Origin of the sequence: Pseudonocardia sp. CA-107938, assembly GCF_050936315.1 — a bacterium.
Lineage (GTDB): Bacteria > Actinomycetota > Actinomycetes > Mycobacteriales > Pseudonocardiaceae > Pseudonocardia.
Genome location: NZ_JBNJNA010000001.1, coordinates 6,287,008 through 6,312,104 on the forward strand (window position 1 = coordinate 6,287,008; position 25,097 = coordinate 6,312,104).

The following is a 25,097-nucleotide window of genomic DNA, read 5'->3' on the forward strand; positions in this document are numbered from 1 at the left end:
TGCCCGGATGGGGGGCTCGACGTCACACAGCGCGTGGCCGCGGCACACAGGTTGCAACCTGTGTGCGGTGGCCGCCAGCTGTGTGACGTCGGGATGTCAGGAGCGGGACCGGTCGTAGGCCGCCCGCGCCTCGTCGACGGCGGGCATGTGCTCCTCGGCCCACGCCTTGAGGTGGCTGATCGGGCCGAGCAGCGACGCGCCCAGCGGGGTCAGCTCGTAGTCGACGCGGACCGGGACCGACGGCGTGACCGTACGGGTCAGCAACCCGTCCCGTTCGAGGTTGCGCAGGGTCTGGGTGAGCATCTTCTGGCTCACGCCCTCGATGCGCGCCGCGAGCTCGGAGAAGCGCAGCCGGCCGTTCAGGCCCAGCGCGACGATGGTGAGGCTCGCCCATTTGTCGCCGATGGTGTCGAGCAGTCGCCTGCTCGGGCACTCCGCCGAGAACGCGTCGAACCTGACCGGCGCCGCGTCGGTGTCGACTCCGCTGCTCATGGCTCACCTCCGGGTGCCCAACCCACGTTGAAGTGCTGTCTTCCCAGCAGAGAGTAGGTCACCCAAGGTGAGTGCGACAGTCCAGAACTGAGGAGTGCCGCCATGACCCTCGCCCTCGTGTCCGACCCCGGTGTGCCCGTGCCGATCCTGCGCAGCACGCCACTCCCCCAGCTCGGCCCCACCGACCTGCGCGTCCGCGTCCGCGCCGCTTCCGTCGACCTCGTCGACACCCTCGTCGTGGCCGGGGTCGCCCGCGCCATCTTCGGCCTCACCGGCACGGTCGGACTCGGCTTCTCGGTCACCGGAACCGTGACCGCCGTCGGCACGGACGTCGTCGACGTCGCGGTCGGCGACGAGATCGCCGCCCTGCACCCCGACATCGCCGCCCCGGTCCGCGCAGCCGCCGAGGAGACGATCGTCCCGGCCGCGACCGCCGCCCGGCTCCCCGACGGCATCGACCCGGTGGCCGCCGCGTCCCTGCCGCTCAACGGCTCCCTCGCCGCCGTGCTCGTGGAGCGCCTGGGCCCGGCCGACGGGCGGACCCTGCTGGTGACGGGGGCCGCCGGTTCCGTCGGCGGGTACGCCGTCGCCCTGGCCGCCAGGGCCGGCTGGGCGGTCACGGGGCTGGCCCGCCCTGGCGACCGCGACTTCGTCCTGCGCGCGGGCGCCCGCGAGCTGGTGACGGAGCTGCCCGGGCCGCGGTTCGACGCCGTCCTGGACGGAGCCGTCCTGCACGGGCCGGCGCTCGCCGCGCTCCGCGACGGCGGCATCTTCGTCGCCCCGCCGGCGGCCGTCCTCGCCGCGCCGGAGCGGGGCATCGACGTGCGCATCGAGAGCGTGCGCACCGACAGCGCCCGGCTCGCGCGGCTGCTCCGCCTCGCGGCCGCCGGCGTGCTGGAGCTGCGGGTGGCGGGCCGGGTGCCGCTCGCCGAGGCCGAGTCGGCGTACAAGCAGGTGTCCGCAGGCGGGCAGCGCGGCCGGTGGTTGCTCGAGCCATGACCTGACGTCGCAGCTACCCGGACCGGATGACCCGCTGCCGCTGCGCGTGCCGGCGCACCCGCTCGCGGTTGCCGCAGTCACCCGAGCTGCACCACCGGCGGCTGCGGTTGCGGCTGCTGTCCAGGAACAACCAGCCGCAGCCGGTGCCCTCGCACTCGCGGATCCGCGCGGCCTCCGGTGAGCGCAGCAGTTCCTCGGCCGCGAGAGCGAGCACCAGCACGGCCGGCGCGGACGGGTCGAGCTCCCACCGCAGCGGGACGGCGGTCGCGATGCGGGCACGGCGCTGGGCGGTGAGGACCCAGCGCTGCAGCCCGGCGAGGTCGGCCCGGGCCGGCTCCGGCTCGGTCAGGACGCGGAAGAGGATCTCGCGCAGGGACGCCAGGTCGGCGAGCGACGAATCCGGCGCCAGACCGACCCGTTCCAGCCACTCGGCGCGGAAGCCGTCGTCGGTCAGCCGGTCGCGCAGACGGGCCTGGTCACGGCGCCACGACAGGGTGTTGACCAGGTCGAGGACGACGTGGCCGCCGATGAACTCGTAGCCGCGCCAGATCTCACTCACCGGACGCTCCTAATGGCCGTAAGCATCTACGGATGTTAGCTTGCGGTGATGGGTCGGTTCTGGGAGAGATTCGGCAGAGGCATCCGCGTGGGTGCCGGGATCGGCGTGGCGACCTTCGTCCTCGGGGTCACGTTCGGCGCCCTCACCCAGCGGTTGGGCTGGGGGCCGATCGCGCCCGTCGTCTGTTCGGCGCTGGTGTTCTCCGGCTCCGCGCAGTTCGCCATCGCGACCGCTCTCGCCGGCGGTGGCGGGGTCGCGCTCGCGGTCGGCGCCGCCTCGTTGATCAACGCGCGCTACGTGCCGATGGGGATCAGCGTCGCCAGCACGCTGCACGGGGGCCCGCTGCGGCGCGGCTTCGAGGCGCAGGCACTCGCCGACGCACCCTGGCTCGCCGCGCACCAGGGCAACGGCGTGTACGACCGCGACGTGCTGTTCGGGGCCGGGATCACCCAGTACCCGGCGTGGGTGCTGGGTAGCGCGGTCGGTGTGCTGACCGCACCCCCGCCCGACATCGTCGAGCGCTTCGGGCTCGACCTGGTCTTCCCCGGCTTCTTCGTCGTCCTGCTGCTCGACGAGCTGCGCAGGTCCCGGCAGGCGCTCGGGGCGGGCGTGCTGGGCGGGGTGATCGCGTCCGGGCTGCTGCTCGTCACCGCACCGGGGCCGGCCTTGATCGGTTCCGCGGCCGCAGCGGCGATCGGCGTGCGCGGGAAGCGGAAGGCGAGGACGGCAGAGTCATGACGCTGTGGATCACCATCGGGCTCGTCGCCGCCATCACGGTCGCCTTCAAGGCGATCGGCCCGGCGGTGCTGGGCGACCGCGAGCTGCCCGATCCCGTTCCGGCGGTCATCGCGCTGCTGGCGCCCGCCCTGCTCGCCGGCCTGGTGATCACCGACATCGCCGGTGCGGGCTGGGCCGCCGTCGACTGGACGCTGTGCGGGGGGCTGGCCGTGATCGTCGTGGCGTACCTGCTGCGGGCGCCGGCGCTGGTGGCGATCCTCGTCGGCGTCGGGGTCACCGCCCTGCTGCGGTTCCTCGTCTGATCTCGGCCGGGTAGAAGTAGCTGTCCGGTCCACACCGTCTGGCCGAGGGAGCCGTAGAGATGCCACAGGACCACCGGTTCCGCACCAGGCTCGCCGACCGTGTCGCCTGAACCCGCTGCGCCACCGCGCACCGCGATCGCCACGGTGTGCCTGTCCGGCGCGCTGGAGGACAAGCTGGCGGCCGCCGCGGCGGCCGGTTTCGACGGTGTCGAGATCTTCGAACCCGATCTCGTCGCCTCGCCCATGCCACCCGGCGAGGTACGGCTGCGCTGCGCCGACCTGGGCCTGTCGATCGACCTGTACCAGCCGTTCCGCGACCTCGACTCGACCGACCCCGAACGGTTCGCGGCGAGCCTGCGACGCGCCGAGCACACGTTCTCCGTGATGACGGCGCTCGGCACCGACACGGTGCTCGTCTGCTCGTCGGTGGCCCCGGACGCCGTCGCCGACGTCGACCAGCTCGCGGAGCAGCTGCGCGTGCTGGCCGACCGCGCCGCCGCGCACGGGCTGCGCGTGGCGTACGAGGCGCTGGCGTGGGGCCGGCACGTGCACACCTACCAGCGCTCCTGGGAGGTGGTGCGCCAGGCCGACCACCCGGCGCTCGGTCTGTGCCTGGACAGCTTCCACATCCTCTCCCGCGGCTCCGACCCCGCCGCGATCGCCGACATCCCCGGCGACAAGCTGTTCTTCCTGCAGCTCGCCGACGCGCCGCACCTGTCGATGGACGTGCTGCAGTGGAGCCGCCACCACCGGCTCTTCCCCGGCCAGGGCGCGTTCGACCTGCCCGGCCTCCTCGCCCCGGTGGTCGCCGCCGGGTACACCGGGCCGTGGTCGCTGGAGGTGTTCAACGACGTCTTCCGGCAGGCCGACCCGGGCCGGGCCGCCGTCGACGCGCACCGTTCGCTGCTGGCGCTGGCCGAGGCGACCGCGGCGCGGGGCGCGGCCGTCGTCGACCCGGTCGGCGAGCCGGCCCCCGAGCTGCGCGGGCACGCGTTCGTCGAGCTGTCCGCGGACCGCTCGCTGGACCCGGTGCTCGCCGCGCTCGGGTTCGCCCGCACCGGCACGCACCGCACCAAGCCCGTCGAGCGCTGGGAGCAGGGGGACGCGCGGATCCTCGTCAACCGCTCGGGCGGCCCGGTCGCCATCGCCGCGCTCGCCGTAGAGTCGGCCGACCCGCCCGCCGCGGCCCGGCGCGCCGCCCGCCTGAACGCGCCGCGGCTGCCGCGCGAGCACGGATCGGCAGAAGCCGACCTCGCCGCCGTCACCGCCCCCGACGGCACCGCGGTGTTCTTCTGCCGCTCGGGCGCGAACGCCGTCGAGGGCACCGACTGGACGACCGACTTCGTGCCGACCGGCGAACGCGCCGACGGCATCGGGGTCACCGGGATCGACCACGTCGGCCTCGCCCAGCCGTTCGACCACTTCGACGAGGCCGCCCTCTTCTACCGGACGGTGCTCGGGCTGCGACCAGCGGCGACCGGCGAGTTCGCGGCACCGTTCGGCCTGGTCCGCAGCCGGGCGGTCGTCGAGGAGCAGCGCCGCGTGCGGCTGGCGCTCACCGTCTCGCTGCTGCGCCGCGGCGAGTGGGCGCCCGGGGTGTCCGAGCCGCAGTACGTCGCGCTCGCCGTCGACGACGTCGTCGAGGCGGCCCGGGCCGCCCGCGCCGCAGGCGCCCCGCTGCTGGCGATCCCGGACAACTACTACGCCGACCTCGCCGCCCGGCTCGACATCCCGGCGGAACGGCTGGCCGCCTACCGCGACCTCGGCGTGCTCCACGAGGAGACCCCCGACGGCACCTACCGGCAGGTCTGCACCGAGGTGCTGGGCGGGCGGCTGTTCATCGCCCTCGTGCAGCGCACCGGCACCCACGAGGGCTACGGCTGGACCGACGCCCCCGTCCGCATGGCCGCCCACCGCCGGCAGCGGCTGGCGAGGCAGCAGGCGGCTCGCTCCGCCGGCTCGGGGTCCCGCTGACCTCAGCCCGGCACGATCGACCCCAGCCCGGAGAGGGCCGATGGCCGCGGCACCGGGCCGGCAGGCGGCGACCAAGCGGCGCGGTCCGCGTACAGATCGGCCTCCGCGTAGCGCACGCAGGTGCGGTGCCACTCGAGGATGCCTGCCATCCAGTCCTCCAGGTGCCGCGCGTGCCGGCGCACGCGCTCGGCCAGGTCGTCGTCGAGACCCAGCTCGGCGACCATCGCCGGGATGCCGTCGGTGGACAGCCGGCGGAACTGCGCCATCCGCGCGTCCATCAGCCGGGCCACGACGTCGCGGGCGAGGTAGCGGTCCACCCCGAGGAACGTCTCGACGACCACGACCATGTTGTGCAGCTCGCCGTCGAACTGGACCTCCTTCTGGTAGGAGAACAGGTCGTTGAGGAAGCACCCCCAGTCCTGCGCCGCGGTGTGGAGCTCGTGCAGAACCCGGTTGGCGAAGAGCTCGGGCGGCACGAGATCGGGGCAGCCGAGGCTCATCGTCAGGTCGCAGCCGAACGTGCGCCGGCGCATCTCGACGTAGTCCACCGGGTCGGGCACGCGCCGCTCGGCCTCGTCGGCCAGCTCCCACAGCCGGCTCGACGTCATGTCCTGGACAGCGCGCCCGAACCTGCGACGCGCCGCCGCCGGCATCCGTGGGGCGGTCCGCCGCCACAGGTCGGCCAGACCGCGCTCCAGCGCGGTCGCCGGCGGCGGCACCGGCTCGCCGTCCTGCGGCATGAACAGCGGGAACCGGTCGACGGCCGCCTTCGCCGCCGCGAGGTCGGCGCCGTACACGACGGGGAACCAGTCGTCGCCGAACGTGCGCCAGGCGAGCCAGTCCGTGGACAGGTCGAGCTGCTCCGGGGTCGCGTCGGCGTGGATCATGGCCGCGCAGTGGGCGAGGTCGAACCCGAGGTAGCGGCGCCGGTCCCACACGCCGGGCACGTCGAAGAAGCCCATCTCCTCCGCCCACGCCACGCCGTGCCGGCGGGCGCGGGCGAGGTGCGGGCTCGTCCGGTGCGTGAACGGCATGTCCAGCGCGGGCAGCGGCAGGTGCCCGACCTGCGGGAATGGTGGCCGGGCGTGGTCGCGGACGCGGCGGCGCACCCCGGGGCCGATCTGCAGCCCGGCCGTACCCAGCCCGGTCGGCCCGGACAGGACGATCGAGGGCGCCATGCCGGCGTTCATGTATCGGCTCGACGCGGCGTGCCACTCGTAGCCACCGGCGTACCAGTCGCGCACGCCGTGCACGTACGCCGCGACGCCGGCCTGCTCGGCGGGGCCGATGCCGTGCTCGACGAGCAGGGCCGGCAGCTCGCGCAGTGCGACGTCCTCGAACCGCACCATGCGCGAGGTGAGCAGGTCGTTCACCAGGTCCGCCGCCTCCTGCGTCGGGCAGCCGAGGAAGGTCTCGAACACCAGCACGGCGTTGGAGTTCTCCCCCTCGACCTGCACCTCCCGCTGGTAGGAGAACAGGTCGTTGCACAGGTGGACGGCGTCGGCGAACGCGTCGCGCAGCACCTCCAGGGGCCGGGTGGCGGCGACCGCGTCGGGCACCTCCGCGCCGATGGCGACCTCGACCAGGTTCGCCGACCACGGTGCCCCGCCGACGCGCCGCCGCATCTGCACGTACTCGATCGGGTTGGCGATGCGGCCCTCGTCGATATTGTCGAGCTCCCACAGCGACTCGACCATCAGGTTGTGGGTGCTGGTGACGAACCGCTGCCGCCACCCGTCCGACATCGCCGGCACGGTGCGCGCCCACAGGTCCGCGAGGCCCGCCTCCCCCGGGTTGGTCACCTCCGGCGGCGCCTCACCGGGTGCGGTCATGAACCGCTCCAGGCGGTCCAGGTACGCCGCAGCCCCGGCGCGGTCGCGGGAGTACTTGAACCGCTCGACGAAGTCGTCGTCGAAGAAGAACACCCACACGTACCAGTCGGTGATCAGGTCCAGCATCTCCCCGTCGCAGTCGGGGTGGGTGTAGGCGCACATCAGCCCGTAGTCCATGGCGCGCAGCGCGGCCTCGTCCCAGACGAGACCGCCGGACGGCGTCGGCGCGTCGAGCATGCCCATCTCGCGGGCCCACGCCGTGCTGTGCTCCAGCGCGCGGTCGCGGTGCGGGTTCAGGCGGGCGGGATGGGGCAGGTAGAACCGGGGCAGCCGGAAGGCCTGCGGCATGACGCTCCTCGACTCAGTCGGCTGTGGACATCTCCGTGAGCGCGCCGAGGTAGGCCCCCGGCTCCGCTCCGAACAGCCCGCCGACGGGGTAGGCCAGCTCGACGGCGACGAACAGGGTGAGCCCGACGACCAGCCCGAGCAGGCCCATGATCACGATGTTGCCCGGGCGCGCGCTGATACCCGCGAGCAGCGGAAACGCGATGGTGAGCGCGCCACCCACCAGCGTGCCGACGAGCAGGACGGTGGTGAACGGGTCGCCGTCCGTCGCCGAGCCGACGCGGGCCCGGCGGGCATCGGCGATCTGGCGCAGGTCGGCCATCCCCTGCTCGCGCACGGCCTCGCTGACTCCGCCGTCGACGGGCAGCGCACCGACATCGGTCCGCAGCTTGTCGAGCAGCTCGGCCGCCCGCTGGTCGGACTGGCCACGGGCCAGCATCGGCCACTCGGTGTCGGCGACCTGCCGCGTGTACTGCGCCACCACGTCCTGCATGGCGACGCGCTGCGCGGCGGGCAGCGCCTCGACCTGCCAGAACAGGTCCAGCAGCGCGTCGGACTCGGTGCCGGACGACGCCTCGACGTCGGCCGAGGCCTGCCAGGCGAACACCACGAAGAACGCGAGCACCACCGTGAACAGCGCCGACACGATGCCGCCGACGTAGGACACGGAGTCGCCGTCGCGCTCGCCGTCGGCGACGGCTGCGCGTCGGCCGAACAGGTGGGCGCCACCCGCGGCGACGAGCGCCGGGACGACGACCAGCAGCAGGAATGCGAGCACGGCGGACTCCTGGAAATGAAACGCGGAAATACCGATTCAAAACAGTGGTCGCCGCCAGACGCTAGGGCACCCAGCGTAGTCGGGTCCAGCAGATCGGGTCACGCGTAGCTCGATCGGGTGGCTACCAATGGATACGGCTGTACGGGTCGACTCCCCTCCCGTTACGAATGACACCCGGAAGAGGAAACCATGATCAATCGTTCGTCACTCTTAAATGATTGATCATGCCGGACGGGAGCGCGTCGCCGACGCGGACGAGGGGGGATCGTGCCGTGCCGACAGCGCCTCGCCGCCGTGCTGGCCCTGCTCGTGGCCGCGCCGACGTGCCTGCTGCTGGTGCCGGCGCCGGCGCTCGCGGAGCCGCGCTCGACCGCGCCGCGCCTGCTCGTCTCCACCTTCGTCGAGCCGTCGTCGTCGGTGCCGGGAGAGCTCGTCCAGACCGTCCGGGTGACCAACGACGGTCCGGACACGGTCGTCGTCCTCCGCGTGCGCGGCGACCTCGGCGCCGGCTGCAGGTGGCTCGTCCCGACCTTGCACCCGCAGGAGTCCGCCGTCCGGCAGTGCACGGGCCGGGTACCGGCGGACCGCAGCCGGGTCGAGGCCACCGCGGTGGGGAGGTGGAAGCTCGCCGAGGTGCGCGGATCGGCGTGGGTCGCGCTGCCCGTGGCCCGCCGGCCGGTGCCTCGGCAGCAGCCGGCACCGGCACCACCTTCCGTCACGGCCGCTCCGGCCCCGCCACCTGCGCCGATCAGCCCTCCGCAGCCGGTCGCGCCGGTGCTGCTGCCCGCACCGCCGCCGGTCCGGCAGCCGGTGCCACAGCCGGCGCCACCACCGGCACCTCAGCCGGCACCACCGCCGCCCGCCGCGCCGGCGCCCGTGCCGGCGCCGATCCCGGAGCCGGCGCCCCGCGCTGCGCCGGCGCCACCGCCGGCTCAACCACCACCGGCGGCACCACCAGCACCGGCACCGGCAGCACCTGCACCTGCGCCATCTGCAGCACCCGCTGCACCAGCCCCGGCGAACGCCCGGCCAGCACCGGCCGAGCCGACCGCGACCGGCCCGTCCACGAGCCGGGCCGAACTCGCGCCCGCACCGCTCCACCCCGCGCCCGGGACGAGCTCCGCACCACGCCCGAACGTCCGCCCCGACGCCGCGCCGCGGGAGGGTCCGATGGCGGCGCCGCTGCGCACCGCGGCGCTCGTCGCGGTGCTCGGGGTGTTCGTGATGACCGTGACCGTGGGCGCGCTGTCCGCCGTTCTCCGCATCCGTTGAGAACCGCTACCGACCCGTTCCACCGAACGAGAAATGGTGAACCTCAATGACCGCCGTCGAGATCGATCCGCTTTCCGAGAACGCCCGCACGAGCCTCGACACGGCGGCCGCGCGCAATCTGGCGACGACGACGAAATCCGCGCCGCAGATGCAGGGGATCACGTCGCGGTGGTTGCTGCGGATGCTGCCCTGGGTCCAGGCCGACGGTGGCGTGTTCCGGGTGAACCGGCGGCTCACCTACACGGTGGGCGACGGGCGGGTCGAGTTCGTGACGACCGGGGCGCAGGTGCGGGTGATCCCGCGCGAGCTGGGTGAGCTGGCGCTGCTGCGCGGCTACGAGGACGAGGCCGTGCTCGCCACGCTCGCCGGCCGCTTCGTGCAGCGCGAGTTCGCCCCGGGTGACGTGCTGGTGCGGGCCGGGGACCCCGCCGACCAGGTGGTGCTCGTGGCGCACGGCCGGCTGCAGCGCATCGGCATCGGCCCGTACGGCGACGAGCGGGTGCTGGGCGTGATCGCCGACGGTGACCACTTCGGTGGCCGCGTCCTCGCCGACGGCGGCCGGACCTGGGACGAGACGGTCAAGGCGGTCACCGCCGCGACCGTGCTGACGCTGAGCCGGGAGAGCTTCGACGCGCTCAACGGCGAGGCGGGTGGCCTCCGCCAGCACATCCAGCTGAGGCTGGTGGAGGGGGAACGGGCGCAGAACCCGGCCGGTGAGGCGGCCGTGGAGGTCGCCGCGGGGCACGTCGGCGAGCCGGAGCTGCCCACGGCGTTCGTCGACTACGAGCAGAGCCCGCGCGAGTACGAGCTGTCGGTGGCCCAGACCGTGCTGCGCGTCCACACCCGCGTCGCCGATCTCTACAACAAGCCGATGAACCAGACCGAGCAGCAGCTGCGGCTCACCGTCGAGGAGCTGAAGGAGCGCCAGGAGCACGAGCTGGTCAACAACCGCGACTTCGGGCTGCTGCACAACGCCGATCTCGGGCACCGGCTGCACGCCACGAGCGGCCCACCCACCCCGGACGACTTCGACGAGCTGCTGGCCGTGGTGTGGAAGGAGCCGACGTTCTTCCTGGCGCACCCGCGCACGATCGCCGCGTTCGGTCGGGAGTGCTCGCGGCGCGGGATCTACCCGCAGAACATCGAGCTCGCCGGGCACCGCGTGCCGGCGTGGCGAGGTGTGCCGGTGCTGCCCTGCAGCAAGATCCCGATGAGCGAGGCGCGCACCAGCTCCGTGCTGTTGGTGCGGGCGGGGATGGAGAACCAGGGCGTCGTCGGGCTGCACCAGACCGGGCTGCCCGACGAGTACCAGCCCGGGCTGAACGTGCGGTTCATGGGCATCGACGAGCGCGCCGTGATCTCCTACCTGGTCAGCACCTACTTCTCGGCCGCCGTGCTGGTGCCGGACGCGCTGGCCGTGCTGGAGGGTGTGGAGACGGGGCGAGAGACGGGCCGGGAAGGCTGATGACCGCGATCGAGGCCGGACCGGCCACGGCGGCGACGGTCCGCGCCGCCCTGCGAGCGGCGGTCGACACCCTGCCGGCGCCCGCCCGCACGGTCGCGGGCTACCACCGCGGCTGGCTCGACGAGCACGGCGCGCCGGCCGACGCGCCGGCCGGCAAGTCCATCCGGCCGGCGTTCGTGCTGGCCGCGGCGCGGGCCACCGGCGGCCGCGGGGACCCGGTGCCGGCCGCGGTGGCCGTCGAGCTGGTGCACGACTTCTCGCTGCTGCACGACGACGTCATGGACGGCGACCGCACCCGCCGGCACCGTCCGACGGCGTGGACGGTGTTCGGGGTCGGCCCGGCCGTGCTCGCCGGTGACGCGCTGCTGACGCTTGCGCTGGACCTGCTGCGCCCGCACGGGGCCGCCGCGACGGTGCTGGCCGCGGCGGTGCAGGAGCTGATCGACGGGCAGCTCACCGATCTCGCGTTCGAGGAGCGCAACGACGTCACCCTGGACGAGTGCCTGGCCATGGCCGACGGCAAGACCGCCGCGCTGCTGGGCTGCTCGACCGCGCTGGGCGCGATCCTCGCGGGCGCCGAGCCCGAACGGGTGCGCGTGCTGATGCGGGCCGGCCGCGAGCTGGGCCTGGCCTTCCAGATCGTCGACGACCTGCTGGGCATCTGGGGCGACCCCGCCGTGACCGGCAAGCCGGTCGGCGCCGACCTGGCCAGGCGCAAGAAGACCATCCCGGTCGTCGCCGCGCTGACCTCCGGCACCCCGGCGGGCGCCGAACTGGCGGCGCGCTACGCCGGGACCGGTGAACTGGACACCCGGGCCGCCGCCCAGCTCGTCGCCGCCAGCGGAGCGCAGGCGTGGTGCCACGACCGCATCGCGGAGCTGCGCGACCGCGCCGTGCAGCGGATCCGCGCCGCCGGTTCCGGCGATCCCACCGACCTGCTGGCGCTGGCGCGGCGGGTGACGGAGCGGCGTTCGTGACCGCGCGAACGGCACACCACGGTAGTTTCGGCCGGCCGAAAGTGCGCTGGTGTGCCGTTCGCGCGGGTTGTCGGTCAGACGGTGTGTGAGGTCGGCCGCGCCCCGGCCGCGGCCGCGCGGCGCAGGGCGGCCGCGACCTGCGCGGGGTCGTCCAGCACCGCGGCGACGTGTGCGTCCGGTCTGACCACCCAGATCTCCCCCGGCCGCGCGTCGAGCGCCGCGCCGAGCGCGCCGTCGGTGTCGAGGTCGGCGAGGGAGACGACGCGGACGGGGCCGGGCACGCCGCTCGCCGCCGCCCGCACCGCGTCGAGGTCCACCCCGCCGGTCGTGATCAGGAGGAAGCCGTCGCGGGCGAGGGCGCGGATCCGGCCAGGCCGGCCGTCCGGCATCGTGACGGGCGCGTCGGGGAGCAGCACCCCCGGGCCGGGGGCCGGCACCTGCCCGCGCGGTGGCCGGCCGCGGAACGGCCGGTCGCCGCTCGCGGTCGTCAGGGCGGAGTCGACGTACCAGAACGGCTCGGCCAGCCGCCCGGAGTCGACGCGCGCCCGGCTCTCCGGGTCGGTGGCGGCGGCCGCCAGCACCTCGGCGCGGTGGCGGGCCTGCTCGGCGTCCTGCGGGACGAGGAAGTCCATGGTCGCGGTGGTGACCGCCAGGTTCTCCTCGGCGGCTGCGTGCCGCTCGTCGTGGTAGGTGTCGAGCAGGGCGTCGGGCGCCCAGCCGTACCCGACGTAGGCGATCTTCCAGGCCGCGTTCTCGGCGTCGGCGACGCCGGAGTTGAGCCCGCGGGCGCCGAACGGCGAGACCAGGTGCGCCGCGTCGCCCGCGAGCAGGACGCGGCCGCAGCGCATGCGGTCGACCAGCCGCGAGTGGAAGCGGTACACCGACTTCCAGACGATCTCGTAGTCGCGCTCGCCGATGATCTGCCGGATTCGCGCGTCCAGGGCGCCGGACGCGACCTCGGCGTCCAGGTCGTAGTCGGCCGGGACCTGCCAGTCGATGCGGAACGTCGAGTCCGGGCACGGGTGGATCAGCACCTGCCGGGCCGGGTTCCACCCGGGGTCGAAGTAGAACCGCCGTTCGGTGGCCCAGCCGGGCAGGTCGGCGCGGATGTCGCAGATCAGGAAGCGGTCGTCGAAGCTGTGCCCGTCGAAGGTCACGCCGAGCTGGGCGCGCAGGTCGTCGCAGCGGGAGCCGGCGCAGGCCACCAGCCACGGCACGCGCAGCTCGACCGGGCCCGAGCCGGTCGCGCAGCGCAGCACCACCGCTTCGTCGTCCTGCGCGAGCTCCTCGACGCGGTGGCCCCACCGGACGTTCACGAGCGGTTGGGCGGCGATCCGCTCGTCGAGGATCTCCTCGGTGCGGCTCTGGGAGAGGTTCACGAACGGCGGGAACGCCGGACGGCCGGGGTCGGCGAACCCGGCCGCGAACAGCTCGGCATCCCGGTGGAAGGTGCGCGCCGTGGTCCAGGTGAGGCCCTCGTCGGCGATCTGCCGGCCTGCGCCGACGGCCTCCCAGATGTCGAGGACGTCGCGCTGCTGGCAGATGGCCTTGGACCCGATCCGGTCCCGCGCGGGGCGCTGGTCGAGGACGACCGTCGGGATGCCCCACCGCGCGAGCAGCAGGGCGGTGGTCTGCCCGACCGGGCCGGCGCCGAGGACGCCGACCGGGCCGTGCGGCCAGGTGCCCGACATCAGTCCTCCTGCAGCTGGGCCCAGATCTCCTGGTCACGCTCGGTCGTCCAGATGACCGGGCGCTCGATGCCGGACAGCTCGTCCCACAGGCGCGAGACGTCGAAGGGCAGGCAGTGCTCGAAGATCGGCCAGTGCCCGTAGTCGTCGACGAGTGCGGCGTGGGTGGCCTCGAACGCCTCCTTGAGCGTGCCGCCGCGCTGCTGGACGGCGCCGACCCGCTCGATCATGACCTGCAGGAAGCCGCGGGTCTGCGCGATCGCCGCGTCCACCTCGGCGCGGCCGCGGCTCACCGCGCCGCGCCCACCGACGAGCTGCTCCGCGCCGAGCGCCTGCACGCGGTCCAGGGTGGCGCCCGCCCAGTCGCGGTGGAACGCGTCGCCGGTGTAGAGCGCGGCCTGCGCCTCGACGAGGTCGCCGGCGAACAGGATGCGGTGCCGCGGGAGCCACGCGGTGATGTCGCCCTCGGTGTGGCCGCGGCCGTGGTACTGCAGCACCAGCTCGCCGCGGTCGCCGCCGAGGTCGATGGTGAGCCGGTCGGCGAACGTCAGCGTCGGCCAGGTCAGGCCGGGCACCGAGTCCGCGCCCTCGGCCAGCCGCGGCATCCGGGCGAACTCCGACTCCCAGTCCTGCTTGCCGCGCTCGGCGACGAGCTGCCGCGTGATCTCGTGCGCGACGATCGTCTCGGCGTCGAACGCGCTGGCGCCCAGCACCCGCACGGCGTGGTAATGGCTGAGCACCAGGTAGCGGACCGGCTTGTCGGTGTGCTCGCGCAGCACGGCGAGCCACTTGCGGGCGGCGACCGGGGTGGCCAGCGCCTCGAAGCAGACGAGGAAGTCCTCGCCCTCGATCGCGCCGATGTTGGGATCGCCCTCGGCGGTCAGCGCGTAGACGCCGTCGGCGAGGACCTCGAGGGTCTGCTCCTTGGCGGCGGTGTCGGCGGAGGAGGCGAACGGCTTGGCCACGGGTCGTCCTTCCCGAGAACAAATCAAAGGTTTGATTACTTTGGGACCGTAGAGCCCCGCCACCATGAACGCCAGTGACGCCCGTCACAACTCAGAAGCGGTGGTTCACCCAGTCCTGGACCTGCGCGGCCTTCGCGAGCTTGCCCAGCACGGTGTTGAGCACGTCCAGCTCGTCAGGGGTGAGCAGGGCCGCCCACTCCGCCTCCCGCTGGTTGTGCGCGCGGAACGCCGCCTCCAGCCGCTCCGCACCGGTCGGCGTGAGGGACAGGACCACGCCGCGCCGGTCGCGGTCGTCCGGCGCCCGGTCCACCAGGCCGGCCGCGTGCAGGGTCTTCGCCAGCGCGGAGACCGCGGCGCGGCTCATCCCGGCCACCCGCGCGGCCCCGCTCGCCTCCTGCGGCCCGCCCACCCACAGTGCGAAGAGCAGCCGGAAAGCCGACCAGCTCCATCCCGCCGGCCGGTGGACCGTCGACTCCAGGTCGTAGACGACGCTGCTCGCCACCCGGTGCAGGAGGAGCACCATCGTCATGGCCGAGCGGTCGGTGCCGGGCAGCCGCTCCGCCGTCCGGTCGAGGGCGACCTCGGTGAACGCCAGGAAGCCGTCCGCGGCCGGACCGGCGCCCCGATCGGGCTGGACCACCGAGCCATCGTAGGAGCCGCGCGGCACGTGGACGTCGGCACGGCCGCCGGAAAGGTGACGTCACACATCGTCGGGCCCGTTCACACACGTTCGGACGTGTGTGAACGGGCCCAGCGGTGTGTGAGGTCGGTCAGCGACGGGCCGCCGCCACCACGCCTACAGCCCCAGCACCCGGATCGCGTTCTCCTTCAGGATCAGCGGGCGGACCTCGTCCTTCAGGTCGAGGGCGGCGAAGTCGGCGAGCCAGCGGTCCGGGGTCACGACGGGAAAGTCGGAGCCGAACAGCACCTTCCGCTTGAGCAGCGAGTTCGCGGCGCGCACGAGCTGGGGCGGAAAGTACTTCGGCGACCAGCCGGACAGGTCGATGTAGACGTTGGCCTTGTGCGTGGCGATCGAGATGGCCTCGTCCTGCCACGGCACCGACGGGTGCGCCATGACGATGGTCAGCTCGGGGAAGTCGGCGGCGACGTCGTCGAGGTACAGCGGGTTGGAGTAGCGCAGCTTGATGCCGCGCCCGCCGGGCAGGCCAGCGCCGATGCCGGTCTGCCCGGTGTGGAACAGCGCCGGCACGCCGAGCTCGGCGATCGCCTCGTAGAGCGGGTAGAAGTCGCGGTCGTTCGGCTCGAACACCTGCATGCTCGGGTGGAACTTGAACCCGCGCACGCCGTGCTCGGTCACCAGCCGCCGCGCCCGCGCGACGGCCGCCTTGCCGCCGTGCGGGTCCACCGACCCGAACGGGATGAGCACGTCAGCGTGCTCGGCCGCGGCCGCTGCGATCTCCTCGCTGGACAGCGGCGGCTGCCCGGTGCCGGCCGGTGCGTCGACGGTGAACACGACGGCCGCGAGGTTGCGGGCGCGGTAGTGCTCGGCGATCGACGCCACCGTCGGGGTGCGGTCCTGCCCGGCGTGGAAGTACTTCTCCGATGCGTCGAGCAGCTCCTGGTCGAGCGCGAAGCAGCCGTGGGAGTCCTGCTCGACGTGGGTGTGCACGTCGATGGCGGTGATCGCGTCCAGGTCGAGCGGCATGGCGGTTCCCTACGGCAGGTCGTGGCTCGTCTTGGCGGCGAGCAGCTGGTCGAGGACGGCGTCGCGGGTGGCGGCGAGCGCGGCCGGGTCGCGGCCGGCCAGCTCCTCGTCCACGCCCGCGACGAGGGTGGCGGCGAGTTCCGGGGTGAGCGTGACGCTGCCGAGGTCGCGCCACCAGCGCTCGGTGGGCGGGCCGAGGTGCTCCAGCACGTGCGCGAGTCCACCGGGACCGCCGGACAGGTGCTGGTTGGCGAACGGGCCGAGCACCGCCCAGCGCAGGCCTGGGCCGTGCGAGATCGCGGTGTCGATGTCGGCGACGCTCGCCACTCCGCGCTCCACCAGCGAGTACGCCTCCTGCCACAGCGCGGCCTGCAGCCGGTTGGCGATGTGGCCGGGCAGCTCCTGGCGCAGCCGGATCGGCCGCTTCCCGATCGCGGTGTAGAACGCGAGCGCGGCCTCGACGGCCGCCTCGGACGTCCGCTCCCCCGGCACGACCTCCACGAGCGGGATCACGTGCGGCGGGTTGAACGGGTGCCCGACCAGCACCCGCTCCGGGTGCGCCGCCGCACCGCGGGCGATCACGCTGGGCAGGAGCCCGGACGAGCTGCTGGCGATCACCACCTCGGGCCGGGCGGCGGCGTCCAGCGCCGCGATCACCGCGTGCTTGACGTCCTCGCGCTCCGGCCCGTTCTCCTGCACGAAGTCGGCCGCGGCCGCGGCTTCGCCCGGGTCGGCGACGAACCGCAGCCGAGCCTGGTCCGCCCCGATCCCGGCGACGTCGGCCCGCAGCCGCTCCTCGGCGTCCGGCGCCGGGTCGGACGCGACGACCTCGAGCCCGTGGCGCAGGAAGTGCGCGGCCCAGCTCGCCCCGATCACCCCGGTGCCGACGATCGCGACTCTGGCGGCGACGGTCGTCACGAGCCCGTCCGTTCCGCCGCCAGCTCCACGAACGCGTCCAGCGCGGTGGGCACGGCGAGCACCTCGCGGCTCGCCACGTCCTCCAGCCGGCGGCCCTGCAGGATCCGCTTGGCCGGCAGCTCCAGCTTCTTCCCGGTGCGGTTGCGCGGGATGGCCGGCACGGCGACGACTCGGTCGGGCACGTGCCGCGGCGAGCGGGCGTCGCGCAGGGCGCGCCCGATGCTCGTGCGCAGCGCGTTGTCGAGCACGACGCCCTCGGCCAGCTCCACGAACACCAGCAGCTCGCCCATGCCGCCCGCGGGGTCCTCCAGGTGCACCACGAGCGAGTCGACGACCTGCGGCAGTTCCTCGATGACCTCGTAGAACTCGGCCGTGCCCAGCCGCACGCCGCCCCGGTTCAGGGTGGCGTCGGAGCGGCCCGCGATCACGCAGCTGCCGGTGGGCAGGAACCGCGTCCAGTCGCCGTGGCACCACACCCCGGGGTAGGCGGAGAAATAGGTCTCCCGGTAGCGCGAGCCCTCCTCGGTGACCGGCCGGTCCTTCCAGAACGCCACCGGCATCGACGGCATCGGCGCCGTGATCACCAGCTCGCCCAGCTCGCCGACGACGGCTTTCCCGTCCTCGTCGAACGCCTGTGCCGCCACGCCCAGGCACGGACCGGAGATCTCGCCCACCCACACCGGCTGCAGCGGACCGCCCTGCACGATCCCGGTGCACACGTCGGTGCCGCCACTGCCGACGTTGATCGCGACGTCCGGGCCGAGCTGCTCGTCGAGCCAGTGGTAGCCCTCGGCCGGCAGCGGGCTGCCGGCGACGACTACCTGCCGCAGCGCCGGGAGCGCACCCGGCACGACCCCGGCCGCCCGCGCGCCCATCACGTACGCCGAACTGGCGCCCAGCAGCGTCGCGCCGACCTCGCCGGCGAGCCGGAACTGCTCCCCCAGATCGGGATGGCCCGGGTTCCCGTCGAGCAGGACGGCCGACGAGCCGGTCAGCAGCGCCGAGACCAGCGCGTTCCACATCATCCACGCGGTCGTGCTGAACCACTGGATGCGGTCGCCGGGCCGCAGGTCCCAGCTCAGCCCGTGGTTCTTCAGGTGCTCGACGAGGAGGCCGCCGTGCCCGTGCACGATCGCCTTGGGTATCCCGGTCGTGCCGGAGGAGAACAGGACGCACAGCGGGTGCGCGAACTCGACGGCGTCGAACGCCAGCTCGGCCGGCTCGGCCAGCAGGTCGTCCCAGCTCACGGCGTCCGGCACCGGCCCACCGAGGTAGGGGACGTCGACCACGTGCCGCAGGGTCGGCAGGCCGGCGCGCACCTGCGCCACCTCGGCCGACCGGTCCACGTCCTTCGTGCCGTAGCGATAGCCGGCGACCGTCAGGAGCACCGCCGGCTCCAGCTGCGCGAACCGGTCGACCACCGAGCGGGGCCCGAACTCCGGCGCGCACACCGCCCAGATCGCGCCGATGCTCGCCGTCGCCAGGTACGCCACGACCGTCTCGGGGATGTTCGGCAGGTACGCCACGACGCGGTCGCCGCGCCGCACCCCCAGCCGCAGCAGCCCCGCCCGGGCCCGCGCCACCTGGTCGCGCAGCTGCGCCCACGTCACGTCGACCGGCGGGCGGGTCTGCGAGCGCCCCAGCAGCGCCGGCTCGTCGTCGGGACGAGCCGGACGGTCGCCTCGCGCCAGGCCGAGCGCGTGCTCGGCGTAGTTCAGCGTGCTGCCCGGGAACCAGGTGGCACCCGGCATCGTGCGCTGCCCGAGCACCGCCGTCGGCGGGACGTGCCAGCGGACCTGGAAGTACTCCGCCACCGCCGACCAGAACCCGTCCAGATCGGTCACCGACCAGCGGTGCAGCTCGTCGTAGTCGGCGAACCGCAGCTCCCGGCGCTGCTCCAGCCAGCCGAGGAACGCGCCCACCTCGCTGCGCTCGCGGGCGTCGGGGGCGACGGGCCGCAGGAGCGGGGCCGGCTGCGTCGATGATTCGCTCGCAAGCTCGCTCATGGCCGCACCTTCGGCCCGCGCCCGTTCAGGAACGCCCGCATCCGGTCCTGCGCCTCCGTGCTCGACGAGCTGACCGCCGCCATCAACGCCTCCAACAGATATCCCTCGGACGGGCCGATCTCCGCGATCCGCGGCAGCGCCTGCAGCACCGCGAACGTCGTCATCGGCGACACCCCGGCGATCCGCCGGGCCAGCTCCAGCGCCGTCGCGAGACCTTCGCCTGCGTCGACGAGGTAGTGCGACAGCCCGGCGGCGTGGCCCTCGTCGGCGTCGAGCACCCGACCCGTCAGCATCATGTCGGTCATCCGATGCACGCCGACCAGCCGCGGCACGCGCACCGACCCGCCACCGCCGACGAACAGCCCGCGCTGGCCCTCGGGTAGCGCGTAGTAGGCCGACCGCTCGGCCACCCGGATGTGCGCGGCGGCCGCCAGCTCCAGCCCGCCGCCGATCACCGCGCCCTTGAGCACGGCCACCACCGGCACCCGGCCGCGCTCCATGCGCTCGAAGACGCGGTGCCACATCATCGAGTGGTGCATGCCCTCGACGGCGTCGCGCTCGTCGAGCTCGCCGAGATCCAGACCCGCGGAGAAGTGCTCGCCCGCCGCGTCGAGGACGACGGCGCGCACGTCGCCGGGGAGGGCCGCGAAGAACGTCTCGATGCCCAGTACGGTGGCGTCGTCGAGGGCGTTGCGCTTGTGCGCGCGGGCGAGCCGCAGCACCGCCACGTCGCCGTGCCGCTCGGTGGCGAGCGACGGGGGCAGCACAGCCGGCAGGACTGCCTGGGGCGGGGTCACGAGCGGCGCTCCTTCACGATCGGGAGGTGGACCGGGTGACCACAACGGACCGGCCGTCGCTGCTCTACGCGGTCAAGCAGGTCGAGCTGGCGGTGCGGGCGCGCCTCGACGAGGTGCTGCGCCCGACCGGGGTCACCACCCAGCAGTACACGGCGCTGACGGTGCTCGCCCGCCGCGACGGCATGACCTCGGCCGAGCTGGCCCGGCACTCGTTCGTCACGGCCCAGACGATGACGGACCTGGTCGCCGCCCTGGAGCGGCGCGGACTGATCACGCGCCGCAGCGACCCTGCGCACGGCCGCCGGATCGCGATCTCGCTGAGCGATGCCGGCCGGGAGCTGCTGGCCGAGCTGAGCGAGCCGGTGGCCGCCGTCGAGCAGCGGATGATCGGCCGGCTCTCCGCTGCCGAGCGGGAGGAGCTGCACGACGTGCTCAACCGCTGCCGCGCCGCGCTCACCACCGACGCGCCCGTCTGATCCACCCATCCGCGCTCCCAATGTAAGGAATCCTGATATCGGGAGGATGCGACGCGGACCCCGACCGTGTCAACCACGGACGACCTCTCCGCCGGCCGCCTCCTCGTCGGGTATCACGTCGAGCACGTCACGGGCGACGCGGCGGGCACCCTGGTCCAGCTCGGCGTAGAGCTCGCGGAACAGCCGCTGGGCGGGCACGGCCGGCCAGTCCGGCGGCAGGTGCTGGGCGGGCAGCCGCGGGTCGCGCCGGATGACGTCCAGCCAGTCCGCCTGCAGCACGATCTGCGCCGCGAGCGGGTCGGGCAGCACCGGCCGCTCCCCCGTCCAGCGCGCCCGGAACGCGCGGTAGCGGTCGGCCAGCGCCGGCAGGTCCCACGCGTCACGCACCATCTCGGCGACGTCGGTAGGTTCGAGCGCGCGGGCGGTGAAGGCGCGCACGTGCACGGCGGCCTCGAGCCCCGCGCACACCTCCTGGACGTCGACGGGCGCCGGTGTCACCCACAACCCGCCCTGCAGCGGGCCGAACCCGGCCCACAGCAGGCGCGAGCGCAGCGCGTTGCGCTGGCGTTGCCACGACTCGGGCAGGCTGAACGACAGCAGCGTCCACGTGCCGTCCCAGCGCGGGTTGACCACGTCGGTGCGCCACACCCGCCGGTCGCCGTCGCGCAGGATCGCGCGCGAGGTGGGGGTGAGGCCGACGTAGACCTGCCGGCCCCGGCGCACCCGCCGCAGCTGGCCGCGGCGGGCCATGCGGCTCACGGTGGAGCGGGTCGCGTGCTCCGACACACCGGCGCCGGCCAGCACGGCGATGAGGCTGCTCATCGCGACGTGCTCGCCCCGACCGAGCAGGTAGCCGCCGAGGAACGTCAGCAGGATCGCCTGCGGTCGCGGACCGTTGACCGGCTCCTCCACGCCGCGCAGCGTAGCCGCGATCAACATCGGGCACTTCATTGACGGTCGTCGAGCATATGCCTAAAGTCCGGCAGCACAGAACGGCAGGAGCACGCCCGGCAGAGAGGCCCAGCGATGTCCGCACCCGCCGATCACTCCCCCACCCAGCTGCGGCGTGCGGTGACGTCGAGCTACCTGGGCAGCGTGATCGAGTACTACGACTTCCTGCTGTACGCCACGGCGTCGGCCGCGGTGTTCGGCACCGTGTTCTTCCCGAACGTCGACCCCGCCACCGGCGTCATCGCGAGCTTCGGCACGCTCGTGGCCGGCTACATCGCGCGCCCGCTCGGCGCCGCGATCTTCGGCCACTACGGCGACCGGATCGGCCGCAAACGCACGCTCGTCGTGACGATGACCGTCATGGGCGTGGTCAGCGTGCTCATCGGCCTGCTGCCCTCGTACGCGACGATCGGGGTCTGGGCCCCGATCCTGCTGGTCGTGCTGCGCATCCTGCAGGGCATCGCCATCGGCGGCGAGTGGGGCGGCGCCGTGCTGATCTCCGCGGAGCACGCCACCTCACGCCGCGGGTTGTGGGCGAGCTTCACCCTCTCCGGGGCGCCCAGCGGGATGGTGCTGTCCACCCTTGCCCTCAGCGTCGTCGGGGCGATCGCCGGCAAGGAGGGGCTGATCGCGTGGGGCTGGCGGATCCCGTTCCTGCTCAGCGCGGTGCTGCTGGTGATCGGGCTGTTCGTGCGCAGCCGCGTCGAGGAGACGCCGGTCTTCCGGGACGAGTCGCGGCGCGCCACGATGCCGCTGGTGGAGGTCCTGCGCACCCAGCCGCGCGCGCTTCTGCTCTCGGTCGGCGTCGGCCTCGGCGCGTTCGTCGCGCAGGGCACGCTGACGGTCTTCGTGATCGCCTACGCGGTCCGGGCCGGATTCCCGCAGCCCACCGTGCTCAACGCCCTGACGATCTCCTCGGTCGTGGCCGCGGTGGGCATCCTGGCCTTCTCCGCGCTGTCGGACCGGATCGGCCGCCGACCCGTCGTCGTGGCCGGCGCGATCGCGATGGGGCTGTGGGCGTTCGCGATCTTCCCGCTCATCGACTCCAAGTCGTTCCTCCTGCTGCTGGTCGCCGTGGTCGTCGGCCAGGGGATCATCCACACGGCCATGTACGGGCCGATGGCCGCGCTCTACTCGGAGCTCTTCCCCACACACGTCCGCTACACCGGGGCGTCGCTCGGCTACCAGCTGGCCGGGATCGGCGCCGGGCTCGCCCCGCTCGTGTTCGCCGCGATCGGTGCGGCCACGGGCAGCAGCCTCGTGGTCTCGCTGGTCATCGCCGCGTGCTGCCTCCTCACCGTCGGCTGCGTGCAGCTGCTCGGGGAGACCGGCACGTCGGCGCTCTCCGACGACTCCCCCACCCTCGCGGCGGGCGCCCACCAGCGGCCGGAGGGCGCGCGGTAGCCGGGGTCCTCGACGTGCGCGGCGGGGCCGGGGCGTGGGGCCGGCCCGGTCGCGCGACGTCACCCACCCCCTAGGAATCCCCGCAGGTGCTCGACGAGCAGGTCGGGCCGTTCCTCCGGCACGAAGTGTCCGCACCCGGCCAGCGCCTCGCCCGTGACGTCGTCGGCGTACTCCCGCCAGACGTCCACCACGGGGATGCCCGCCGGCAGGCCCGCCGCACCCCACAGCACCAGGAGCGGCACCCGCACCCGGTTGCCCTGTTCGGCGTCGGCGTCGTCGAGGTCGACGTCGTCGGGGAACGTGGCCCGGTAGTCGTCGAAGCCCGCCCGCAGGGCGCCCGGGCGGCGGAACGCCGTGACGTAGTGCTCGATCGCCTCCTCGACCCGCGGGCGGTCGAGCGTCCAACGTTCGAAAAACCACCGCAGGTACTCCTCGACGCGGTCGCCGACGAGGAGCTCCGGCAGGTCGGGCTGCAGGTGGAAGAGCCAGTGCCAGTAGCCACGGGCCACGGTCATGTCGCGGCGGAACATGGCCCGGGTCGGCACGATGTCCAGCAGCACGAGCCGGTCGACCTCGTCGGGACGGTCGAGGGCCCACCGATGCGCCACCCGCGCGCCCCGGTCGTGCCCCACCACCGAGACGCGGTCGAACCCCAGCGCCCGCACCAGCCCGCTCACGTCGGCGGCCATCGTGCGCTTGTCGTAACCGCCGACGGGCTTGTCGGTGAGCCCGTAACCCCGCAGGTCCGGCGCGATCACGGTGTGCCGCTCGGCGAGTCGCGGCACGATGTGGCGCCAGCAATGCGAGGTCTGCGGCCAGCCGTGCAGCAGCACCACCGGCGGACCGGACCCGGCGCGCTCGTAGTGCACCCGCAACCCGTCGACGACGGCGACCTGACCCATCCCGCCTCCCTAACCCTCTAAGGTGGTTAGACGCTAGCAGGAGGATGACGCCATGGCACAGGACTGGATCTGGCACGGGGGCCGGCCGTGCCTCGACCTGGTCAACACGCTCCGCGAGCGCTGGTCGGCCGCGCCGCGCGAGCTGCTCGTCGCGCCGGCCGACCTCGCCGGATGGCTGCAGGCCGCCCAGCTCGTCGACGGCGTCCCGGAGGTCGGCCCGGCTTTGCTCGCCGCGGCCCGCGAGCTGCGCGAAGCGATCGACCGCGTGCTGCGCAACGAGCGTCCCCGCGTCGAGGACGTCGCGCTGGTCGACGCGTGGGCGCGCCGCGCCGTCCCGCCGCCCGCCCGGCTCCGGCTCGACGAGACGGGCCGCCTGCACGCCGACCTCCCTCCCCCCGCCGACGGAGCGGAGCTGGCACTGGCCGTCCTCGCGGCCGACGCCGTCGCGCTGGTCGCCGGCGGGGCGCGCGCGCAGGTGCGGGTCTGCGCGCACGAACGGTGCGGGCTGCGGTTCGTCGACCGCTCACCCGCCCACAACCGGCAGTGGTGCTCGATGCGCCGCTGCGGCAACCGCGCGAAGGCGAGCCGCCACCACGCGCGCCGGTAGGACGCTCAGCCGGCGCCGGGCCCGTTCCGCAGGAACTGCGGCCCGAGCACGTCCGGCTCGGGTGTCGACAGGGCGGCGCGGAGGAAGCGGCGCAGCACCGGGGAGTCCTCGTCCGGGCGCCACAGCGCCGCCGTCTCGACGACGGCGGTGTGCTGGCGCAGCTGCCGCGCGACCAGCCCCTGCCAGGTGAGCGCCACGTACTGGGCGGGCAGCAGCGTGACCCCGGCGCCGGCCTCGACGAGCGCGAGCGCCTGCATCACCGAGCCGGCCTCGCGCCGGGCGCCGGCTGTGCTGCCCGCCGCCTCCCACGCGGCACGGGCGTGCGCGGCGAACCCCTCGCCGGCGGCCTCGGACAGGACGACACGGGCGTCCGGCAGCGCGGCGAGGTCGACGCGGTCGGCCGCCGCCGCGGGGTGCCCGTCCGGCAGGACGGCGACCAGCGGCTCGCGGGCCACGACGGCGACCTCCAGCCCGCGTGCCCGTCCCTGCACGTGCCGGACGCGACCGGGCGCGACGGGCGGCAGATGCAGGAGCCCGGCGTGCGCGTCGCGCCGGTGGACCCGTTCGACCACGTCGACGTCGGCGGCCTCGGCGATGACGAGGTCCAGGTCCGGGCCGAGCGTCGTGCTGTCGGTGAGGTGCGGCAGCAGCCGCGGCGACACGGTGTGCCCGACGGCGACGTGCAGCGTGCCGCGGGTGCCCGTCCCGACGGCGCGGACCAGGTCGGTGGTGGCGGCGAGCTCGGCGAGCAGGCGGCGGCTGCGCTCGGCGAGCAGCCGCCCGGCCGCCGTCAGGTCCACGCCGCGCCCGTGCCGGACCAGCAGCGCGACGCCCAGCTCGCGTTCGAGGGCCTGCAACCGGACGGTCAACGGCGGTTGGGTCATGTGCAGCGCGGTGGCGGCACGGCTGATCGAGCCCTCGTCCGCGACGGCGAGGAAGCACTCGAGCGCGCGCAGATCCATTCGCGCAGACTATATCCGGCTT

At 74.1% G+C, this 25,097-nt stretch carries 24 protein-coding genes; 10 read left to right on the forward strand and 14 right to left on the reverse strand.

Annotated elements, in window-relative coordinates:
* Positions 1 to 96 precede the first annotated feature (96 nt).
* On the reverse strand, positions 97 to 492 hold the full coding sequence (locus ACQEVB_RS31110) for a winged helix-turn-helix transcriptional regulator (RefSeq protein ID WP_432979107.1): 396 nt from the start codon (positions 490 to 492) through the stop codon (positions 97 to 99).
* 102 nt (positions 493 to 594) lie between these two features.
* Here ACQEVB_RS31110 and ACQEVB_RS31115 point away from each other — a divergent pair, with 102 nt between their 5' ends.
* Positions 595 to 1,491 carry a zinc-binding dehydrogenase gene (locus ACQEVB_RS31115; RefSeq protein ID WP_432979110.1) on the forward strand — a complete coding sequence of 299 codons (897 nt, stop codon included), beginning with the start codon at positions 595 to 597 and terminating at the stop codon, positions 1,489 to 1,491.
* Between the two features lie 13 nt (positions 1,492 to 1,504).
* On the opposite strand, the gene ACQEVB_RS31120 is transcribed toward ACQEVB_RS31115, so the two are convergent.
* Entirely contained in the window at positions 1,505 to 2,050 is a 546-nt protein-coding gene (locus ACQEVB_RS31120; protein WP_432979113.1) for a CGNR zinc finger domain-containing protein, read from the reverse strand.
* Between the two features lie 48 nt (positions 2,051 to 2,098).
* Here ACQEVB_RS31120 and ACQEVB_RS31125 point away from each other — a divergent pair, with 48 nt between their 5' ends.
* The 3 genes from ACQEVB_RS31125 (at position 2,099) to ACQEVB_RS31135 (ending at position 5,064) form a co-directional block, all read left to right on the forward strand.
* Positions 2,099 to 2,788: an AzlC family ABC transporter permease gene (locus ACQEVB_RS31125; RefSeq protein ID WP_432979116.1), complete on the forward strand. Its 690-nt coding sequence runs from the start codon at positions 2,099 to 2,101 to the stop codon at positions 2,786 to 2,788.
* On the forward strand, positions 2,785 to 3,090 hold the full coding sequence (locus ACQEVB_RS31130; RefSeq protein WP_432979119.1) for an AzlD domain-containing protein: 306 nt from the start codon (positions 2,785 to 2,787) through the stop codon (positions 3,088 to 3,090). Before ACQEVB_RS31125 ends, ACQEVB_RS31130 begins: the two co-directional genes overlap by 4 nt.
* Before the next feature lie 99 nt (positions 3,091 to 3,189).
* Complete coding sequence (locus ACQEVB_RS31135; RefSeq protein WP_432979122.1) at positions 3,190 to 5,064, forward strand: TIM barrel protein; 1,875 nt, start codon at positions 3,190 to 3,192, stop codon at positions 5,062 to 5,064.
* Between the two features lie 2 nt (positions 5,065 to 5,066).
* Here ACQEVB_RS31135 and ACQEVB_RS31140 read toward each other — a convergent pair whose 3' ends face one another.
* Together ACQEVB_RS31140 and ACQEVB_RS31145 are read right to left on the reverse strand one after the other, a co-directional pair.
* Positions 5,067 to 7,244, reverse strand: a complete 2,178-nt coding sequence (locus tag ACQEVB_RS31140; RefSeq protein WP_432979125.1) for a terpene synthase family protein — start codon at positions 7,242 to 7,244, stop codon at positions 5,067 to 5,069.
* A gap of 13 nt (positions 7,245 to 7,257) precedes the next feature.
* Entirely contained in the window at positions 7,258 to 8,019 is a 762-nt protein-coding gene (locus ACQEVB_RS31145; RefSeq protein WP_432979127.1) for a hypothetical protein, read from the reverse strand.
* A 267-nt stretch (positions 8,020 to 8,286) separates the two neighbouring features.
* Here ACQEVB_RS31145 and ACQEVB_RS31150 point away from each other — a divergent pair, with 267 nt between their 5' ends.
* The 3 genes from ACQEVB_RS31150 to ACQEVB_RS31160 are packed head-to-tail and all read left to right on the forward strand — an operon-like array spanning position 8,287 to position 11,733.
* On the forward strand, positions 8,287 to 9,291 hold the full coding sequence (locus tag ACQEVB_RS31150) for a hypothetical protein (protein WP_432979130.1): 1,005 nt from the start codon (positions 8,287 to 8,289) through the stop codon (positions 9,289 to 9,291).
* A 46-nt stretch (positions 9,292 to 9,337) separates the two neighbouring features.
* Positions 9,338 to 10,756, forward strand: a complete 1,419-nt coding sequence (locus ACQEVB_RS31155) for a family 2B encapsulin nanocompartment shell protein (RefSeq protein WP_432979133.1) — start codon at positions 9,338 to 9,340, stop codon at positions 10,754 to 10,756.
* The gene (locus tag ACQEVB_RS31160; RefSeq protein WP_432979136.1) at positions 10,756 to 11,733 is read left to right on the forward strand and encodes a polyprenyl synthetase family protein; all 978 of its coding nucleotides are present in this window, start codon (positions 10,756 to 10,758) and stop codon (positions 11,731 to 11,733) included. Before ACQEVB_RS31155 ends, ACQEVB_RS31160 begins: the two co-directional genes overlap by 1 nt.
* Before the next feature lie 74 nt (positions 11,734 to 11,807).
* Here the strand turns inward: ACQEVB_RS31160 and ACQEVB_RS31165 are convergent, their stop codons facing one another.
* From ACQEVB_RS31165 to ACQEVB_RS31195, 7 genes are all read right to left on the reverse strand, one after another.
* Positions 11,808 to 13,424 (reverse strand): FAD-dependent monooxygenase, encoded by a 1,617-nt coding sequence (locus ACQEVB_RS31165; RefSeq protein ID WP_432979139.1) that lies wholly within the window; start codon positions 13,422 to 13,424, stop codon positions 11,808 to 11,810.
* On the reverse strand, positions 13,424 to 14,386 hold the full coding sequence (locus ACQEVB_RS31170) for an MBL fold metallo-hydrolase (protein WP_432979142.1): 963 nt from the start codon (positions 14,384 to 14,386) through the stop codon (positions 13,424 to 13,426). The genes ACQEVB_RS31165 and ACQEVB_RS31170 overlap by 1 nt, the downstream gene beginning before the upstream one ends.
* A gap of 91 nt (positions 14,387 to 14,477) precedes the next feature.
* Positions 14,478 to 15,026, reverse strand: coding sequence for a MarR family winged helix-turn-helix transcriptional regulator (locus ACQEVB_RS31175; protein WP_432979145.1), 549 nt, complete (start codon positions 15,024 to 15,026; stop codon positions 14,478 to 14,480).
* A 156-nt stretch (positions 15,027 to 15,182) separates the two neighbouring features.
* Entirely contained in the window at positions 15,183 to 16,052 is an 870-nt protein-coding gene (gene couO / locus ACQEVB_RS31180) for a 4-hydroxyphenyl-beta-ketoacyl-CoA hydrolase (protein WP_432979148.1), read from the reverse strand.
* Positions 16,053 to 16,061: 9 nt separating this feature from the next.
* Positions 16,062 to 16,970: a 3-hydroxyacyl-CoA dehydrogenase NAD-binding domain-containing protein gene (locus tag ACQEVB_RS31185; RefSeq protein WP_432979151.1), complete on the reverse strand. Its 909-nt coding sequence runs from the start codon at positions 16,968 to 16,970 to the stop codon at positions 16,062 to 16,064.
* Entirely contained in the window at positions 16,967 to 18,976 is a 2,010-nt protein-coding gene (locus tag ACQEVB_RS31190; protein WP_432979154.1) for an acetoacetate--CoA ligase, read from the reverse strand. The genes ACQEVB_RS31185 and ACQEVB_RS31190 overlap by 4 nt, the downstream gene beginning before the upstream one ends.
* The gene (locus ACQEVB_RS31195; protein WP_432979157.1) at positions 18,973 to 19,773 is read right to left on the reverse strand and encodes a crotonase/enoyl-CoA hydratase family protein; all 801 of its coding nucleotides are present in this window, start codon (positions 19,771 to 19,773) and stop codon (positions 18,973 to 18,975) included. The genes ACQEVB_RS31190 and ACQEVB_RS31195 overlap by 4 nt, the downstream gene beginning before the upstream one ends.
* 35 nt (positions 19,774 to 19,808) lie before the next feature.
* On the opposite strand from ACQEVB_RS31195, the gene ACQEVB_RS31200 reads away from it, so the two are divergent.
* Complete coding sequence (locus tag ACQEVB_RS31200; protein ID WP_432979160.1) at positions 19,809 to 20,249, forward strand: MarR family winged helix-turn-helix transcriptional regulator; 441 nt, start codon at positions 19,809 to 19,811, stop codon at positions 20,247 to 20,249.
* Between the two features lie 69 nt (positions 20,250 to 20,318).
* Here the strand turns inward: ACQEVB_RS31200 and ACQEVB_RS31205 are convergent, their stop codons facing one another.
* Positions 20,319 to 21,188 (reverse strand): PaaX family transcriptional regulator, encoded by an 870-nt coding sequence (locus tag ACQEVB_RS31205; RefSeq protein WP_432979163.1) that lies wholly within the window; start codon positions 21,186 to 21,188, stop codon positions 20,319 to 20,321.
* Positions 21,189 to 21,275: 87 nt separating this feature from the next.
* Here ACQEVB_RS31205 and ACQEVB_RS31210 point away from each other — a divergent pair, with 87 nt between their 5' ends.
* Positions 21,276 to 22,604 (forward strand): MFS transporter, encoded by a 1,329-nt coding sequence (locus ACQEVB_RS31210; RefSeq protein ID WP_432979166.1) that lies wholly within the window; start codon positions 21,276 to 21,278, stop codon positions 22,602 to 22,604.
* A 59-nt stretch (positions 22,605 to 22,663) separates the two neighbouring features.
* On the opposite strand, the gene ACQEVB_RS31215 is transcribed toward ACQEVB_RS31210, so the two are convergent.
* On the reverse strand, positions 22,664 to 23,506 hold the full coding sequence (locus ACQEVB_RS31215) for an alpha/beta fold hydrolase (protein ID WP_432979169.1): 843 nt from the start codon (positions 23,504 to 23,506) through the stop codon (positions 22,664 to 22,666).
* A gap of 52 nt (positions 23,507 to 23,558) precedes the next feature.
* On the opposite strand from ACQEVB_RS31215, the gene ACQEVB_RS31220 reads away from it, so the two are divergent.
* Entirely contained in the window at positions 23,559 to 24,113 is a 555-nt protein-coding gene (locus ACQEVB_RS31220) for a CGNR zinc finger domain-containing protein (protein WP_432979172.1), read from the forward strand.
* 5 nt (positions 24,114 to 24,118) lie between these two features.
* On the opposite strand, the gene ACQEVB_RS31225 is transcribed toward ACQEVB_RS31220, so the two are convergent.
* Positions 24,119 to 25,075: a LysR family transcriptional regulator gene (locus tag ACQEVB_RS31225; protein ID WP_432979175.1), complete on the reverse strand. Its 957-nt coding sequence runs from the start codon at positions 25,073 to 25,075 to the stop codon at positions 24,119 to 24,121.
* Between the last annotated feature and the right edge of the window lie 22 nt (positions 25,076 to 25,097).

Excerpts from the sequence above, each read along its gene's own strand:
- ACQEVB_RS31160 (WP_432979136.1), top strand. The coding sequence starts at position 10,756 with ATGACCGCGATCGAGGCCGGACCGGCCACGGCGGCGACGGTCCGCGCC.
- ACQEVB_RS31225 (WP_432979175.1), bottom strand. The coding sequence starts at position 25,075 with ATGGATCTGCGCGCGCTCGAGTGCTTCCTCGCCGTCGCGGACGAGGGC.
- ACQEVB_RS31140 (WP_432979125.1), bottom strand. The coding sequence starts at position 7,244 with ATGCCGCAGGCCTTCCGGCTGCCCCGGTTCTACCTGCCCCATCCCGCC.
- ACQEVB_RS31155 (WP_432979133.1), top strand. The coding sequence starts at position 9,338 with ATGACCGCCGTCGAGATCGATCCGCTTTCCGAGAACGCCCGCACGAGC.
- couO (WP_432979148.1), bottom strand. The coding sequence starts at position 16,052 with ATGCCGCTCGACCTGGACGCGATCACCGCCATCGACGTGCACACCCAC.
- ACQEVB_RS31110 (WP_432979107.1), bottom strand. The coding sequence starts at position 492 with ATGAGCAGCGGAGTCGACACCGACGCGGCGCCGGTCAGGTTCGACGCG.
- ACQEVB_RS31215 (WP_432979169.1), bottom strand. The coding sequence starts at position 23,506 with ATGGGTCAGGTCGCCGTCGTCGACGGGTTGCGGGTGCACTACGAGCGC.
- ACQEVB_RS31220 (WP_432979172.1), top strand. The coding sequence starts at position 23,559 with ATGGCACAGGACTGGATCTGGCACGGGGGCCGGCCGTGCCTCGACCTG.
- ACQEVB_RS31190 (WP_432979154.1), bottom strand. The coding sequence starts at position 18,976 with ATGAGCGAGCTTGCGAGCGAATCATCGACGCAGCCGGCCCCGCTCCTG.
- ACQEVB_RS31125 (WP_432979116.1), top strand. The coding sequence starts at position 2,099 with ATGGGTCGGTTCTGGGAGAGATTCGGCAGAGGCATCCGCGTGGGTGCC.
- ACQEVB_RS31130 (WP_432979119.1), top strand. The coding sequence starts at position 2,785 with ATGACGCTGTGGATCACCATCGGGCTCGTCGCCGCCATCACGGTCGCC.
- ACQEVB_RS31210 (WP_432979166.1), top strand. The coding sequence starts at position 21,276 with ATGTCCGCACCCGCCGATCACTCCCCCACCCAGCTGCGGCGTGCGGTG.
- ACQEVB_RS31205 (WP_432979163.1), bottom strand. The coding sequence starts at position 21,188 with ATGTTGATCGCGGCTACGCTGCGCGGCGTGGAGGAGCCGGTCAACGGT.
- ACQEVB_RS31115 (WP_432979110.1), top strand. The coding sequence starts at position 595 with ATGACCCTCGCCCTCGTGTCCGACCCCGGTGTGCCCGTGCCGATCCTG.
- ACQEVB_RS31165 (WP_432979139.1), bottom strand. The coding sequence starts at position 13,424 with ATGTCGGGCACCTGGCCGCACGGCCCGGTCGGCGTCCTCGGCGCCGGC.